The sequence below is a fragment of the Seonamhaeicola sp. ML3 genome (assembly GCF_023273855.1).
GTDB lineage: Bacteria > Bacteroidota > Bacteroidia > Flavobacteriales > Flavobacteriaceae > Seonamhaeicola.
This window is the reverse complement of sequence record NZ_CP096884.1, coordinates 1,248,394-1,264,839: the sequence shown is the minus strand read 5'-3', so window position 1 is coordinate 1,264,839 and position 16,446 is coordinate 1,248,394. Positions and strand designations below refer to the sequence as shown.

10 protein-coding genes are annotated in these 16,446 nt (G+C 34.2%); 8 read left to right on the top strand and 2 right to left on the bottom strand.

Annotation, left to right across the window (positions count from 1 at the left end; translation table 11 throughout):
- The first annotated feature begins 140 nt into the window (after positions 1 to 140).
- Complete coding sequence (locus M0214_RS05695; RefSeq protein WP_248724505.1) at positions 141 to 1,043, top strand: mechanosensitive ion channel family protein; 903 nt, start codon at positions 141 to 143, stop codon at positions 1,041 to 1,043.
- A gap of 53 nt (positions 1,044 to 1,096) precedes the next feature.
- On the top strand, positions 1,097 to 1,597 hold the full coding sequence (locus M0214_RS05690) for a Dps family protein (RefSeq protein WP_248724504.1): 501 nt from the start codon (positions 1,097 to 1,099) through the stop codon (positions 1,595 to 1,597).
- Between the two features lie 399 nt (positions 1,598 to 1,996).
- On the opposite strand, the gene M0214_RS05685 is transcribed toward M0214_RS05690, so the two are convergent.
- Complete coding sequence (locus M0214_RS05685; protein ID WP_248724503.1) at positions 1,997 to 2,602, bottom strand: RNA polymerase sigma factor; 606 nt, start codon at positions 2,600 to 2,602, stop codon at positions 1,997 to 1,999.
- A 152-nt stretch (positions 2,603 to 2,754) separates the two neighbouring features.
- Here M0214_RS05685 and M0214_RS05680 point away from each other — a divergent pair, with 152 nt between their 5' ends.
- From M0214_RS05680 to dcm, 4 genes are all read left to right on the top strand, one after another.
- The gene (locus tag M0214_RS05680) at positions 2,755 to 3,912 is read left to right on the top strand and encodes a FecR family protein (protein WP_248724502.1); all 1,158 of its coding nucleotides are present in this window, start codon (positions 2,755 to 2,757) and stop codon (positions 3,910 to 3,912) included.
- A gap of 155 nt (positions 3,913 to 4,067) precedes the next feature.
- A complete protein-coding gene (locus M0214_RS05675; protein ID WP_248724501.1) occupies positions 4,068 to 7,439 on the top strand; it encodes a TonB-dependent receptor in 3,372 nt (1,123 codons plus the stop codon).
- A gap of 17 nt (positions 7,440 to 7,456) precedes the next feature.
- Positions 7,457 to 9,250 (top strand): RagB/SusD family nutrient uptake outer membrane protein, encoded by a 1,794-nt coding sequence (locus M0214_RS05670; protein WP_248724500.1) that lies wholly within the window; start codon positions 7,457 to 7,459, stop codon positions 9,248 to 9,250.
- Positions 9,251 to 9,703: 453 nt separating this feature from the next.
- Positions 9,704 to 11,119 carry a DNA (cytosine-5-)-methyltransferase gene (gene dcm, locus M0214_RS05665; protein ID WP_248724499.1) on the top strand — a complete coding sequence of 472 codons (1,416 nt, stop codon included), beginning with the start codon at positions 9,704 to 9,706 and terminating at the stop codon, positions 11,117 to 11,119.
- On the opposite strand, the gene M0214_RS05660 is transcribed toward dcm, so the two are convergent.
- Positions 11,064 to 11,687 (bottom strand): hypothetical protein, encoded by a 624-nt coding sequence (locus tag M0214_RS05660; RefSeq protein WP_248724498.1) that lies wholly within the window; start codon positions 11,685 to 11,687, stop codon positions 11,064 to 11,066. The genes dcm and M0214_RS05660 overlap by 56 nt on opposite strands.
- A 172-nt stretch (positions 11,688 to 11,859) precedes the next feature.
- Here M0214_RS05660 and M0214_RS05655 point away from each other — a divergent pair, with 172 nt between their 5' ends.
- Both M0214_RS05655 and M0214_RS05650 read left to right on the top strand, forming a co-directional pair.
- Entirely contained in the window at positions 11,860 to 13,248 is a 1,389-nt protein-coding gene (locus M0214_RS05655; RefSeq protein WP_248724497.1) for a tetratricopeptide repeat protein, read from the top strand.
- A gap of 72 nt (positions 13,249 to 13,320) precedes the next feature.
- Positions 13,321 to 16,242 carry an FAD-binding and (Fe-S)-binding domain-containing protein gene (locus M0214_RS05650; protein WP_248724496.1) on the top strand — a complete coding sequence of 974 codons (2,922 nt, stop codon included), beginning with the start codon at positions 13,321 to 13,323 and terminating at the stop codon, positions 16,240 to 16,242.
- Positions 16,243 to 16,446 lie beyond the last annotated feature (204 nt).

Sequence of the window (16,446 nt, the reverse complement as noted above, 5' to 3'; positions counted from 1 at the left end):
AGCAGCAATAGTTCTATTTTATTAATATTACACTGTTAAAGTTTTCTCAAAATTAGAAATGGATTAATATCTTGATGATTTGAGCAAACCTACACACTCCTTCCTAAATATCTTTGTATAAATACTAAAAAGCAAAGATAATGCAAAGTAACATATCTGAGATATCAAGCACAATAGCCGATAAATTAAACCATTGGTTAAATGTTTTAATAGATAGTATCCCTAATATTGTAATGGCACTTGCTGTTCTTTTAACATCCTATTACTTATCTAAGTTTTTTAGTAAGATGATTATAAAACTTTTAAAAAATAGGGTGTCAAAAAAGTCTGTTGCAACTGTTATAGCAAAGATAGCTTCAACAGTAGTTGTAATACTGGGCCTCTTCTTGGCACTTGGAGCACTAAATTTAAATGAAACCCTAAAGTCATTACTTACAGGTGCAGGTATTGCGGGTATTATAATTGGTATGGCTCTTCAGGGCACGCTGTCAAACACCATTGCAGGTATAATATTATCGTTTAGGAAAAAGATTCGTTTGGGAGACTGGGTTGAGACCAATAGTTTCGCAGGTGAAGTAATTGATTTGAATTTAAGAGAGTTTACGTTAAAAGAAGCTGATAACAACATAGTAATCATACCCAATAAAACTATCTTGGAAAGCCCTTTAAAGAACTATTCTCTTACAACCAAAATGCGTGTAATGGTTGAATGTGGAGTAGGGTATGAATCTGATTTGGAACTCGTAGAAAATGTGACAAAAAATTCTATTGCCAATGCTTTCGAACAAGTCCTTGATGCAGACGATGTTGAGTTTTATTATACTTCTTTTGGAGATAGTTCCATTAATTTCTTATGCCGATTTTGGATAGATGCCGAAAGCGCATTAGAAAAGCTAAGGTCAAAGAGTAAAGCCATCAAGGTAATAAGAAAAGCATTTGAAAAAGATAATATTAATATTCCTTTTCCTATTAGGACTTTAAAATTTGGGAATAACGAAAAAATGGAACATCTCAATGAAGCAATAACTATGAGTGCAGATTAACAGCAGCTCATTCAGATGAAAATGAACGTTTAATTATAAAAAAATTAGAAATTATGGAAACAATAAATAAAAAGAAACGACTAAAGCCTTTTAAAAAATTAGGATTTACATTTTTAGAAACTACCGAAATTGTAGTTAAAATTCGTCAACTAATGGCAGATTACACAATTTTCTATTTGAAGATGAGAAATTTTCATTGGGACGTTGTGGGAAGTGATTTTTTTGAATTGCACCAAGAATTTGAAAACGAATATAACATTACAAATGAGCACATTGATATACTAGCAGAACGAATCAGGTCTTTTGGATTGAAGCCTAGCATGAATATGGCAGCTATATTAGAAAGGTCTAAAGTACAAGAAACCAATACAGAAAAGACTTCTATAGAAATGGTGGAAGAGTTACTAATGGATTACCATATACTACACGATAGCATGCTGGATGTCGTTACAGCCTCTTTAGACATCGGAGACAATGTTACGGAACAAATCATTACTGACTTTATGAGGCATTTAGAAAAGCGTAACTGGATGTTTACTTCGTGGGTGAAGTAAAACTAAGATTTTAACAAATGTAAAGCCTCCTTGCCAAAGGAAGATTAATTTTTAGTGAACTTAGAATTTAAAAATGATGCTCAAACCTTTGTACAATTATAATACTCTATATGGTAATTTCACCTAAAAGCAAGTAAAGTAAAAACTCAATAATACTGCACATTACTCTATATTGATATATAATACAGTAGAACAGGTGGGACCACCAAAAAGCCTAAATTACAGATGTAGTTTGGGCTTTTTTTGTGCTCTCAGGTATAATAGGTTTTTTGGTTTATCTGTATAAATTAAAATCCAAAAATCATTTCTATAAAAAACTCAAATACTTCTCGTTTATTTTGAAATACTATCGAATAACAAAACTAATAGGTTTACTCTACAGGAATTTTGCCTAAAAACTTATGAAGAGCTATTAAATATTTGAATTTTTTTAGCAAACAACAGGTATAATATCAACTCGGTTTTACTGCCTACTTCAGCTCTAATTTTAGTGAAAGCGATGGTTATATGTCTCTCTATAGTACTAACTGAAACATTAAGATATTCAGAAATCTCTATATTCGTTAAACCATCTTTTTTACTAAGAACGAAAACTTCTCTACACTTAGGCGGTAAGTTATCAATGGCTTGTTTAACTTTTAGTTTTAATTTGTCTAGAGTATCATCGTCTTTTTTTTCGACGATATGGTTTAAGCCTTCGACATATTTCTTCTCTAGAGCTGTTAATGCTTGGTTTTTTTTGTATTGATTGATACAGGCGTTATATACAGATTTGTATAGGTAGCTTTTAAGTGATAAATCTTCTCTAAGATTATCTCTTTTTTCCCAAATCTTAATGAATAAATTTTGAACAATATCTTCAGATAGGGGGATGTCATTAAGTAGGCTATTAGCATATAGACATAACTTACTATTATATTTATCTACAAGATTTTCATACGCTTCTTCATCTCCCTTTTTTAGTCTGAAAATGAATTCTGGTTTGTCGTCAAATATTGGTCCCATAAAAAATGTATGAATAGCCAAACACTAGATATTTTATCTAAAAATATTAATATGCCCTAAATATGTCAAATAATTTAATATAAAATCAAAAAAAGACATGAAATATTGGGGGTCTTACAAAAGAGCAATGTAATATATATAAAACTTTAAAAATGATACCAAAAAATATAGAGGAACTTATCATAAAGTTTTTAAACCAATCTATTAATAAAAAAGAATGGGATGAGTTGAATTTATGGTATGATAAAAGTGAGTATGATCAATTACTGAATGATTATATAGAAATTAACTATTTAGTTGATGATTTTATGAAAGAATTCAACACCGAACGAACCAAGAACAACCTATTAATAAAGATTAAGAAGGATAAGCGATTGTCATTAAGACGTAATGTAATGAAATATGCTGCGGCAGTTATACTTTTCATTTCAACAGCATACTTTTTTATTGGCAGAGACACGAAAGATAAATCACAGCAACTTACCCCAGTTGTTGTAGATTCAAAAATCTATCATGGTACAAATAAGGCAGTGCTCACACTAGAGGATGGATCTCAAGTAAAGTTGGTTAAAGGTGAGGAGTTCAAAACTAAAGATGTGAACAGTAATGGAGAAGAGATTATATATGATACCATTGATGAAAATAAAGCCAAGTTAGCTTATAATTATTTAACTATTCCAAGAGGCGGGCAGTTTCGTGTGCTACTTTCTGATGGTACACAGGTGTGGTTAAATTCCGAGACGCAATTAAAATACCCTAAAAACTTTATAAAAGGACAAACACGCGAAGTAGAGCTTGTATATGGAGAAGCCTATTTTGATATTTCCCCTAGCTCAAATCATAATGGCGATAAGTTTAAAGTTATAAATGCATCTCAACATATCGAAGTTTTGGGTACAGAATTTAATGTAAGAGCCTACAAAGACGAGGTTATGGTATTTACCACTTTAGTAGAAGGTAAAGTTACTGTTAACGTAGAGGGAACAAATCAAGTTTTAAAACCATCAGAACAATCAATACTAGATGTTAACACCAATAATATTGATGTTAAATTAGTAGATGTTTATAATGAAATATCTTGGAAAGAAGGCATATTCACTTTTGAAAAGATGCCGTTAAGCGATATCGTTAAAGTATTATCTCGATGGTATGATATTGATTTTGTTTTTGAAAGTGAAAAAGTCAAAGGAAATAGGTTTAATGGTTCTTTGAAACGTAACTTAAAAATAGAAGAAATATTAGATGCTATTAAGAATTTTAATAAAATCAAAGATTATAAAATAGATGATAGAACCATTATCATAAAATAGAAAAGGGATAAAGTATACGAAATTTGGCGGTTTCACTTTATCCCAATTACTGTAGTATTAATTTAATGTTTAACTAAACTAACACAATCAAATTTATGGAAATTAAATTTATTCATTGTCGTTTTCAGTTGCGAAAACGATTACTAATTATTGTTATGAGAACATTTATCTTTTTTTTGAGTGTAGCCGTATTTGGCTTTAACACTTCAAATGGTTTTTCGCAAGAGCAAATAGAAATCAAGAAAGATAAAAGTGTAACGGTATATCAAGCTTTTAAGACAATTACAAAGGAGTCAGGATTCAGTTTCATTTATCCTGAAGATTTATTTAAAAATGCACCGAAAGTAGAACTTAAAAAGGGATTTATTGAATTAGAAGTATTATTGGATAATATTCTTTCTGGCAGTAATGTTGCTTTTAGACTTTCCGATAACAAATCAATTATTATAAGCCCGTCCAATAGTTCAGAATCGAATACGCTAAAACCAGTAAAGCAAGAAAAGTTCAAGGTAACAGGTACGGTAAATGACGAAAATGGCCAACCTTTGCCAGGAGCCAATATATTAGAAAAAGGAACTTCAAATGGTGCACAAACTGATTTTGATGGAAATTTCAAATTAGAAGTTAACGATGAAAATACTGTTTTAGTAGTTTCTTATCTTGGGTTTTTAACTCAAGAAATCCAACTCAATTCGCAAAGTAAAATTACTGTAATTTTAAAGGAAGACGCTGCAAACTTAGATGAAGTTATCGTTATTGGATATGGTACTGCTAAAAAAAGTGATTTAACAGGAGCGGTAACACGATTAGACGCTGCTAAATATGAAAGCCAGTCGGCTACCAACGTTGTAGAGCTTCTTAATGGTACAGTAGCTGGTTTTAATTCAACACAAGGAGCAACTGCTGCAGGTGGAGGTTCGTTAGAAATAAGAGGTGCTAATTCCCTAACAGCAACCACAACACCTTTAATTGTTTTAGATGGAGTAATCTACCGAGGCGCACTATCTGATATAAACCCTAACGATTTAGCATCTGTAGATGTATTAAAAGATGCAAGTTCTGTTGCTGTTTATGGAGCGCAAGGTGCTAATGGTGTTGTAATATTAACCACTAAAAAGGGTACCGATAAAATTAAAGTCAACATAGCTTTAGAAACTGGGGTGTCTACAATAGGGAATCATATAAGACCTTTCAGTGCAGAAGAATACTTAGATTTTAGAAGAGATCATTCCGTTTTAGTAGATCCAGGAGCAGGAGAGGGTTTTTATAACAATCCAAATGATTTACCGTCTGGGGTAACTTTGGACCAATGGAGGAATTATAACAATAACTCAAATGCTGATGATACGCTTGAATGGTTGAACAGATTAAATTTCTTTGATATTGAAATTGACAATTTCGTAAACGGTAGAACTACCAACTGGTACGATAAAGTCACTCAAAGCGGCATTCGCCAATCAGCAGATATAAATGTGTCAGGAAAAAAGAATAAAACTTCCTTTTTCTTATCCTTTGGATATACAGATAATGAAGGGGTAATAGTAGGTGATGAATTTAAAGCATACCGTACCCGTGTAAATATAGATACGGCAATAAATGACTGGTTTAGTTTTGGTGTAAATACACAATTTTCTAGTCAAGATTTTAGTGCTGTTCCTGCCGGTTTCGATTTTGCTAACCGAAGTAGAAGCGTATTTAGACAAAGCCCGTATGGAACCGACATTGATGAGAATGGAGATTTTGTACTTATACCCCATGGTTATCAGCCAGCTCAAAACCCATTAGCCAACCACTATGCCAAACAGGAAGAAGATATAAGAAATGGACTGTTTGGAGTGCTTTACGCAAATATTAAACTTCCATATGGGTTTAATTTTAGAGTATCTTATCAAAATCGTTTTGACTTCGATAGAAATTATCAGTTTTTCCCATCAAGTACTAGAACCCAAGGTGTAGGTCTTGGTAGTAGAGTGGACTTTCATCAGCATGAGTGGATGGTAGATAATATTTTAAGTTGGAAAAAAGAGTTTGGTAATCATACTTTCGACGCAACTTTCTTATGGAATGTTGAAGAATTGTCGAGTAGAAGGTCTTTTCAGCAAGCTTCAGATTTTGCACCTAATGAAAACTTAGGATTTAATGGGCTTCAATTAGGAAACCCTGAATTTCGTGTTATAGATAATAATGATCAAACAAGACGAGGAGATGCTCTTATGGGAAGGGTAAACTACAAGTTTAAGGATAAGTATTTGCTAACTGCATCAGTTAGGAGAGATGGATTTTCTGCCTTTGGAGAAAGAAATCCCAGAGCCACATTTCCAGCAGCAGCATTAGGTTGGGTAATCTCTAAAGAATCTTTTTTCCCTAAAGGAGATTTTGTAAACAACCTTAAACTTAGGTTTTCTTGGGGTAAAAACGGTAACAGGTCTATAGGTAATTATGCCGCTCTGTCACGTCTTAACAGTAACCAATATTTAACTGAAAGTGGTGTAGCACAAGGCGTTATTTTTGGTGGTACTTTGGCTAATCCTAATTTGCGTTGGGAGCAGACAGAAGCTTTTAACCTTGGGCTTGACTTTGGCTTATTAAGCAACAGGATTAATGGTACCGTAGAAGTATATAAAGCGAATACTAGAGACCTTTTAGTAAATAGAGGGTTGCCTGCAATTTCTGGTTTTACAAATGTTAACACTAATATAGGCGAAGTACAGAACAAAGGTGTTGAGGTAACTATAAACTCTGTTAATATAAACAAACCTAATTTTAGATGGAATTCTGGGGTAGTATTCTCATTAAACCGCAACGAAATTGTCGACCTTTTTAATGACACAGAAACTGTTACCATAAATGGTGAAGAAGTTACCCGACCTGTTAACGATGTCCAAAATGGTTGGTTTGTTGGTCAAGACATCGATGTGATTTGGGAGTATAATATTACAGGAGTATGGCAGCAAGGAGAAGAAGCAGAGGCAGCCGTATTTGGTCAAGTTCCGGGAGATTACAAAGCAGAGGATATTAATGGAGACGACCAATTTACACAACTTGAAGATAAACAGTTTATTGGTTATACTACACCGCGTTGGCGATTGGGTTTAAGAAACGATTTTACATTCCTGAAAAATTTCAATCTATCTACATTTTTAAGAGGAGAGTTTGGGCATAAGGGTAATTTAAACCAACTCACACATCCTCAAACGAATCTATATGATCGTATAAACACTTATAATTTACCGTATTGGACTGCAGAAAATCCATCTAATGAGTACGGTAGCTTATTACAAAATGATCAAGCATTTGAAACAGGTCTTGATGTTTTTAGAGACCGCTCTTATTTAAGAATACAGGATGTTACTTTATCTTACAATCTTCCAAAAACAATATTAGATAAAGTAAAATTCGATAGCGCAAGTATGTATGCTTCAGTAAGAAATCTATACACTTTTACTAAATGGGAAGGTTTAGATCCTGAGTCTAACAACTCGCCTTTACCACGTATTTTTTCCATTGGATTTAGATTTAGCCTTTAATAAAAAAACATGAAATTATGAAAAGTAAGTTTAAATATTTTATATTATCAATTTTAGCCCTCACAGTGACCGTCTCTTGTGATGAAGAATTTTTAGAGCCCGAACCGTTATCATTTTTATCACCAGATAATACGTTAGTTGATACATCAGGTTTTGACGCATTATTAATTACTTTGAGAAAAGAATTGAGATGGCAATATGATGGCGAACGTAGTGGCATTTGCTCACAGTCAATCACCACAGATATAGGTTTTGCACCAGCAAGAAATAACCGTGTGCCTCGTAACCTGGCATTACAGTTTACACCCAATAGTGATGGAGGTTACAAGATGCTAGACTATTTTAACAGAGCCTATTCAATCCCTATAAGTACTGCCAATTTACTTCTTTTCTATGCAGATAGAGCAGATTTAGAATCGGAAGAAGAGAGAAATAGCATTACAGCAGCAGCTTATTTCCATAGGTCGTATTGGTATTACCAATTGGTACATCTTTATGGCGATGTACCGTTTGTTGGACAAGTAATTACAGGACCCAAATTAGATTATTTCACCCACGCCAGAAAAACTATTTTAGATAAAATAGAAAGCGACATGGAATTTGCTGTACAATGGCTTCCAGAATCGAATGTTGAAGGTGCAGAAACTAAATGGGCGGGTTATCATTTACTTACTAAAATTCAATTAGCTAACAGTAATTTTTCTGGGGCAGTACAATCGGCAACAGAAATTATTGACGGTCCTTTTAGCTTGGTAGAGAATAGATTTGGTGTAGATGCCAATAATCCTGATAGAGATTACATATGGGATTTGGCAAGACCAGAGAATGTATTCAATGGAGCAAATACCGAAACGATATTAGGCTTTGTAGATCGATTTGAAGCACCACAAAGCGCTAACAGCGGAGGTTCAGGTCGTGCAACCCACAGAGATTTTGTTCCTGCGTGGTGGAATGGTGCAGTTAGAGATAGTAACGGCGCGAGAGGAAGTATTGACAGGATAAGCGGTGTATGGACAACAATGATTGACACTATTGGAAGAGGTAATGCATGGTCAAGAGCGACTCCTTATTACATTTATGAAATGTGGGATGATGCTAATGATTTGAGACGTAGCGATGGTAACTGGGTGGATAAGGATGAGTTAGTTTATAACAATCCAAGTTCGGCAGATTACTTACAGCCGGTTAATCCAAATAATTTTGGAGATCCAGCCCAAGACTCTTTGCAATTTTACTATGCTTTCCCTCATTACAAAACATTTATTGCACATGACGAATCAGATGATTCAAGACCCGATGGCGGGTTCGGTAATGGTTATATTTACCGTTTGGCGGAAACCTATTTACTTCGTGCAGAAGCCCATTACTGGTTAGGGAATACAGGTGCAGCGGCAGATGACATTAATGAAGTTAGAAATAGAGCTAATGCAAGCGATATAAGTGGTGGTGATGTAACTATAGTGAAGATTTTAGAAGAACGTGCTAAAGAATTATATCTAGAAGAACCTAGAAAGGTAGAATTAACACGTATTTCCTTAATTATGGCCGACAATAATCTTAATGGATATTCAATAGATAATCTATCAGAGAAAAGTTTTTATTACGACCATGTTATCGATAAAAACATATTTTATAAAGTAGGTAGCACTATTAGAGGTGTTCAGGCGACCATTGAACCACGCTTTGTTTTGTGGCCAATTCCTGCTGTTACGATAACGAATAACTCAAAAGGAGTTATTAATCAAAATAAAGGATTTCCTGGTGCAGAGCAAAACGTACCACCGTTAACTGTAATAGACGACAGTCAATAAAAGTTAGTTTGTTTTAGTTTTATTTGATCAAGGCGGTTTCAAGTATTCTTATGAAAATAAGATGCTTGAAGCTGCCATTATTGAACTAAATACAAGTAAAAAGAATATTTAAAACATGTTTAAATGAATTAGGATTAACTAGTTAGGAGGCTGGAGAAACTTCAAAAATTGAAAATCAGATTTTTATTAAAAGCTATAACTTTAAAATAATGGAAATCTAAAAATCAACTATTTAAAATGAAAGCATGCAAATCAATGTGTGTTATTCTAACTTCCATGGTTCAAGCCTAGCTAAACCAGAAAAGACCTAAATTACAAATGTAGTTTGGGCTTTTTTTATTCAATGAATCATCCTTTTGCACACTGTTAATAAAAATTGAAAGGAAAGCGCTTCTTCCCCAAAGAACACCTTATAAATAATCCTATTTTTGAAAGACATAAACCTGTACTTATATGAGTATTAAAGTTGTTGAATTATTTGCTGGCGTAGGCGGTTTTAGACTTGGTCTAGAGGGTTGGAACGGGAAATCGGCTTCTTCCAATTATACCAAGGATTTAAAATCTAATTACGAAGTGGTTTGGTCTAATCAATGGGAACCATCAACCAGTATTCAACATGCTAATTTGGTCTATAAAGATAAATGGCAAGGGGCAAATCATTGCGGAGATGATATCGATACCATTGCCAGTAATGAAGTTTCAGACACAAAAGTCGATTCGAATATCCCAGACCACGATTTGCTGGTAGGTGGATTTCCATGTCAGGATTATTCGGTAGCCGGTGTAAACACCAACGGCATTGAAGGTAAAAAAGGTGTGCTTTGGTGGAACATTCATAGAATTTTAGAAGTAAAAAGGCCAAAATTCATCTTGCTTGAAAATGTAGACAGGTTGCTAAAATCTCCAGTAAATAAAAGAGGTCGCGATTTTGCGATACTTTTGGCTACTTTAAGCGATTTGGGTTATGATGTGGAGTGGAAAGTTATCAATGCAGCCGATTACGGTATGCCACAACGGCGAAGACGTGTCTTTATTTTTGGTGCTCACAAAGCAAGTGGTTTAACCATAGAAGAGGGTGTTGATTGGATTTCACAAAATAGCGTGCTTGGTAAATCCTTTCCCTCGCAAATAAAAGGTGATAGAAAAGCATTCGAACTTAAGGGGAGTGCTGTTGAAATCTCCAACGATTTTGTACACGGTAAATTCTACAATTGCGGTTCTATGGTTGGGCGAAATATTTTAACTTTCGATTATACGCCTAAGCCAGATAACAACATTAACTACAGTGATTTTGGTAGTCTAAAAGATGTATTGATAGACCATGGCAAAGTTGGTGACGAATTTTTTGTTGACAGCAAAAAAGTTCTAAAAACTCCGATAATTAAAGAACAAAAACCTAGTATATCGCTTTCCTACCTTCAAATGAATTCCAGGGATGAGGCCGTTTTACTTACGGAATTAGATAAATGGAAATACCTTAAAGGCCGAAAGGCAGAAAAAAGGGTGTCTTCAAAAGGTGCTTTTTATTACACAGAAGGTCCTTTGAGCTTATCAGATGATATTAACTTACCATCCAGAACCATTATCACTTCCGAGGGAGGTTCGGGCGCTTCAAGATTTAAACATCTCGTTGAATTGGAGAAAGATGTTTTGTATAGAAGATTAACACCTTTGGAGTTAGAACGGCTAAATATGTTCCCTGATAATCATACCAAACATGAGCGTGTTACCGATGCTAAACGGGCTTTCTTTATGGGAAATGCTTTAGTAGTTGGTATTGTAGAGCGCATAGGTGTGGTGCTTTCCAAGTGCATTAAAGAGTCGCAGGATAAATCTGCTTTGCAACACCTTTCTGAATCAGAAAATTAAGTCGTAGCATGAGGTTAATTGGTTTTTCGTCCAATTGATTAGAATACACCAAACAACCTTCGGTTTTCGGCTTTAATTCGGGGATTTCAGTTTTAAATGCAGCGTTTTCATCTGACCTAATTGTTTCAGAATAGGTGTTCAGTTTTAAAGGACTAAGTCCTTTGTCTTTTAGTAACTCTATTAATTTTAATCGGTTTACCGAGGTTATTTTGCAGGATTTAAGTCCAGAGTTTAATTGTTTGTCCTTATTTACATAAATGCCGGTCACTAGAAAATAGTAGTCGGTAATTTTTTCTTTATCCAAGAACCAACCCCTTTTTTCTTTTCCGTTTTTCAGAAAAGACAGCTCAAAAGTAAAAGTTGGTAAATCTTTGTTTATATAGTGTAGTTGCGATTTCTCGTCGATGTAAACAGGTCCTTTTGAGCTCTTATAAATAATATCAACTCCTCTAAATTGAAGTTCGGTATCATGTGTTCTTTCAATTGGGATGTTGATTTCTTCATAGATTTTATCAAGGTACTTTCCTAATAATTGTTCGTCGTTTAAATCGGACTCAAAAAGCGACATAGATTAGCTCGTTTCACGAATTAGTGTAGGTAAATTTAGCTATTTCGTTGAATACTTTTGAAAGAATACCTATTTAAATGCAATATGAAAGAACGTTGCGTCTAACAATATTTGGAGTTTTGGTACATGTTTTGTGGTATTTTTCATCAAGTACTAACTAAAAACACCTATTATGAAATTCAAGTTTACATTATTCTTTGTTTGCTTTTTGATAAACGTAAGTTTAATTTTTGCTCAAAAGGACATAGAATGCAAAACAAAATTGTCTCTTTTTCATCAAGATGTAACAGTAAAAAACTTCGATATAGCCTACGATAATTGGAAATTTGTTAAGGACAGTTGTCCGGAATTAAATATTGCCATTTATAGCGATGGCGAAAAAATATTGAAGCATAAGATTGAGAGGACAAAAGGTGAAGCGCGTAAACGACTTTTGAATGAACTATTAGGGGTTTGGGAAAGTAGGCTTAACTATTTTCCAAATAAAACGCCGAAAGGACAATACAGCGCCAAATCATTTCAGCTTAAGTATGATAATAGGGATGTTCTTGAAAAATCTACCGAAGAACTGTATCATGGTTTTGATAATGCGTTTCAAATGGATAAAAAGACCTTCAATCACCCAAAAGCCCTTTACACTTATTTTTCTTTGATTATGGAGCTTAATGAAGCTGGTAAAAAAAGTCTAAAAGAAGTTTTTGACAAATACGATGACATTAATGATAAAATAGAAAATGAGGTGAAGAATTATTCCCTTAAACTGAATAAACTTGTTGAAAAACAGAACAAAAAGATACCGCTAAACAAAACAGAAATTAAAGCAAAATCGTCGTATAAGAACTATCTAAAAAATTACAGTTTAGTTTCGGAAAACATCAATAAAATGATTGCAACAATAGCTGATTGTTCAAATCTAATCCAATTATATACAAAAGATTTTGAGGCACATAAAAAAGATTCTATTTGGCTAAAACGTGCTGTAAGTAGAATGTACCATAAAGAATGTACTGAAGATCCTTTATATGAAAAGTTAGCCATAGCCTATGATGAGGTAGCACCTTCTGCAGACACCAAATTTTTTGTGGCTATTATCCTTGTGAAAAAGGGAAAAACTGAAGAAGCAATGAATTACTTGGCCAAGGCTTACGAATTAGAAACAGATACTTTTAAAAAATCAAAATTAGCCAACAGAATTGGTTTTACACTAATGAGAAAAGCAGACTATTCCCGTGCTCGAATTTATTACAGAAGAGCCTTAAAGCTTAATCCGTCTAACGGCAGGCCACATTTAGCCATAGCGTCTATGTATGCAATGAGCGCCAATAATTGTGGTAAAGATGAGTTTGAAAAAAGAGCGGTCTATTGGCTCGCAGCAAATGAAGCCAGAAAAGCATTAATAGTAGACCCAACCATAAAGCAACACGCCGAAAGAGCTATCAAAAGATATGAAGCTTTGGCTCCAAGTAAAGAAATGATATTTTTATGTGCGTGTTCTGGAAAAGAGATAAAATTTTCCTGTTGGATTAATAAAAAGGTCGTTGTTCCCACTATAAAGAAATAAAACAGGTTAATCTAAATAAAGTATGGTCTAGGCTTTCTTTATTTAAAGAATTATATTCGCCTAAAACAATTCATGTTGGAGGTAAGCCTTGAAAATAACCTTAAAAAACTATCGTCTCAATTAAGCGGTGAGTTGTTTTTTGATGACTTGCATAAAAGTATTTATGCAACTGATGCTTCGGTGTATCGAAAAATACCATTAGCTGTAGCTTTCCCAAAAGACAAGCGCGATATAAAAAAGCTCATTGCCTTTGCCCATGATAATAATACCACTCTAATTCCAAGAACTGCAGGGACTTCCCTTGCAGGACAATGTGTTGGCGATGGTATTATAGTGGATGTTTCCAAACACTTTACCCGTATTTTAAATGTTAACGAAAAAGAAAAGACCGTAACGGTAGAGCCAGGTATTATAAGAGATGAGCTCAATTTATTTCTTAAACCCTACGGATTGTTTTTTGCGCCAAATACATCTACCAGTAACAGGTGTATGATTGGCGGTATGGTTGGCAACAACTCATCGGGTTCAACTTCTATTAAATACGGGGTTACTAGAGACAAGGTTTTAGAAATTGAAACTATACTGTCAGATGGTTCCGAAGTCGTTTTTAAAACCTTAACTAGAGAAGCGCTTCAAGAGAAACTTAAATTAGAAACATTAGAAGGTTCAATATATAAATCTCTTGTAAAAGAACTATCTAAGCCAGAAACACAATTGGAGATTCGAAAAGAATTCCCTGATAAAACCATACATAGAAGAAATACAGGGTATGCGGTTGATGCGCTTTTAGATGATACATCTAAAGATGGCATAGTTCAACAAATCAATATTGCAAAGTTACTTTGTGGTAGCGAAGGCACCTTAGCTTTTTCTACGGCTATTACATTGCAGTTAGACGATTTACCGCCTAAAGAAGAGGTGTTAATTGTGCCTCACTTTAAGACCGTTCAGGAAAGTTTAGAGGCCACAGTCATTGCCATGACACACAATTTGTATGCTTGCGAACTTTTGGATAAAACCATTTTAGACTGTACAAAGAATAATCGTGAACAATTAAAGAATAGATTCTTTATTGATGGTGACCCTGAAGCGATTTTGATGTTAGAGGTACGAGCAGATTCAAAAGAATTGGTTAAAAGTCAAGCCCAAAAACTAATTCAGGATTTAAAAAAGGCCAATTTTGGATATGCTTTTGCCGAACTATACGGTGAAGATATAGCGAAAGCCTTAGAGCTAAGAAAGGCTGGTTTAGGGTTATTGGGAAATATTGTTGGAGACTCTAAAGCCGTGGCATGTATAGAAGATACTGCTGTAGATTTACAGGATTTACCAAATTATATTGCTGAATTCACCAAGATGATGGATGGCTATAATCAAAAAGCAGTTTACTACGCCCATGCTGGTGCTGGTGAAATACATTTGCGCCCTATTTTAAATTTAAAAAAACCGAAAGACGTAAGGCTTTTTAGAGAGATAACTACCAACACAGCCAAACTGGTTAAAAAATATAAAGGATCGTTCAGTGGTGAACATGGCGATGGTATTGTACGTGCCGAATTCTTACCCTTAATGATTGGTGACAAAAATTACCAATTGCTAAAACGAATCAAACAAGTTTTCGATTCTAATAATCTATTCAATAAAGGAAAGATTGTTGATGCTTTTCCAATGGATGAATCCTTGCGTTATGAGGCGGATAGAAAAGAGCCAGAAATTAAAACGATACTTGATTTTTCAGATTCTGAAGGGCTTTTAAAAGCAGCTGAAAAGTGTAACGGTTCTGGAGATTGTAGAAAGTCGGTTGCGGCTGGAGGCACCATGTGTCCTAGTTATAGAGCTACAAAAAATGAAAAGGATACTACAAGAGCTAGAGCCAATGCGTTACGAGAGTTTTTAACCAATTCTAATAAAGAAAATCCTTTTAACCATGAGGAGCTAAAACAGGTTTTCGATTTATGTTTAAGTTGTAAGGCTTGTGCTAGCGAATGTCCAAGTAATGTAGATGTGGCCAGTTTTAAGGCTGAGTTTTTGTATCAGTATTATAAAGAGAATTCACCTTCGTTAGGAACACGAATAATGGCAAACAATGTAAAGTATAATAAAATTGGCAGTACTTTTCAGGGACTTACCAATGCCGTTTTAAATACAATGTTATCCAAGAACCTTCTAGGAATTGCAAGCAAAAGAAGTATCCCCAAGTTGGCTTCAAAAACATTTAGAAAGTGGTACAGTAAAAATAAGAGCCAATCCAAAAAAAAAGTATACAAAAAAGGGGAACTGTATTTGTTTGTAGATGAGTTTACCAATTATTACGATGTTGAGGTCGGTATAGATACCTTTGAACTACTTTCTAAACTGGGCTATAAAGTGAATATTGTTGACCACGAAGAGAGCGGCCGAAGTCTCATCTCCAAAGGGTTTTTAGATGAAGCCAGGACTATTGCAAACAAAAATACAGCTATTTTTTCTGGTCTAATTTCAGCAAATGTGCCATTGGTTGGTATTGAGCCTTCAGCAATATTATCGTTTAGAGATGAATACTTAAGATTGGCAAAAAATAAAACGGAAGCCTTAAAAATTTCGAAAAACACCTATACAATTGAAGAGTTTATTAAAAACGAAATTTCGAACGGTAATATTTCTGCAGACCAATTTACTACTAAAAAAAAGATTGTGAAGATTCATGGCCATTGCCATCAGAAGGCATTGAGCGGTACCGAATCCACGTTTTTAATGTTAAATCTCCCCAAAAATTACAGTGTGAGTATTATTAATTCTGGTTGCTGTGGTATGGCAGGCTCATTTGGTTACGAAAAGGCGCATTATAAATTAAGCATGCAAATAGGGGAAGATACGTTGTTCCCTAAAATTAGAAACACAGAAAATTCAGTTTTAATAGCTGCTGCAGGCACAAGTTGCAGGCATCAAATTTGGGATGGGACAAAGAGGAAATCCAAGCATCCTGTTAGTATACTCAAAGCTGCTCTCAAATAAGTTTATGATAACCTACTCAATTTACAATTGTTAATAAACTCATTATCAAATTATATAGCCAAAGTTTTTTCAATTTAAATAATATATATATTTGTCACAGAAAGAAAGTTTTGGAAGATATTACTTTCATGAATTGCTATAATTTTTTTGAAAACTTAACGTTACTCTGTGTAAGGAAAACAACCCAAAATAACGCATTTAATC

Excerpts from the sequence above, each read along its gene's own strand:
- M0214_RS05695 (WP_248724505.1), top strand. The coding sequence starts at position 141 with ATGCAAAGTAACATATCTGAGATATCAAGCACAATAGCCGATAAATTA.
- M0214_RS05690 (WP_248724504.1), top strand. The coding sequence starts at position 1,097 with ATGGAAACAATAAATAAAAAGAAACGACTAAAGCCTTTTAAAAAATTA.
- M0214_RS05685 (WP_248724503.1), bottom strand. The coding sequence starts at position 2,602 with ATGGGACCAATATTTGACGACAAACCAGAATTCATTTTCAGACTAAAA.
- M0214_RS05680 (WP_248724502.1), top strand. The coding sequence starts at position 2,755 with ATGATACCAAAAAATATAGAGGAACTTATCATAAAGTTTTTAAACCAA.
- M0214_RS05675 (WP_248724501.1), top strand. The coding sequence starts at position 4,068 with ATGAGAACATTTATCTTTTTTTTGAGTGTAGCCGTATTTGGCTTTAAC.
- M0214_RS05670 (WP_248724500.1), top strand. The coding sequence starts at position 7,457 with ATGAAAAGTAAGTTTAAATATTTTATATTATCAATTTTAGCCCTCACA.
- dcm (WP_248724499.1), top strand. The coding sequence starts at position 9,704 with ATGAGTATTAAAGTTGTTGAATTATTTGCTGGCGTAGGCGGTTTTAGA.
- M0214_RS05660 (WP_248724498.1), bottom strand. The coding sequence starts at position 11,687 with ATGTCGCTTTTTGAGTCCGATTTAAACGACGAACAATTATTAGGAAAG.
- M0214_RS05655 (WP_248724497.1), top strand. The coding sequence starts at position 11,860 with ATGAAATTCAAGTTTACATTATTCTTTGTTTGCTTTTTGATAAACGTA.
- M0214_RS05650 (WP_248724496.1), top strand. The coding sequence starts at position 13,321 with ATGTTGGAGGTAAGCCTTGAAAATAACCTTAAAAAACTATCGTCTCAA.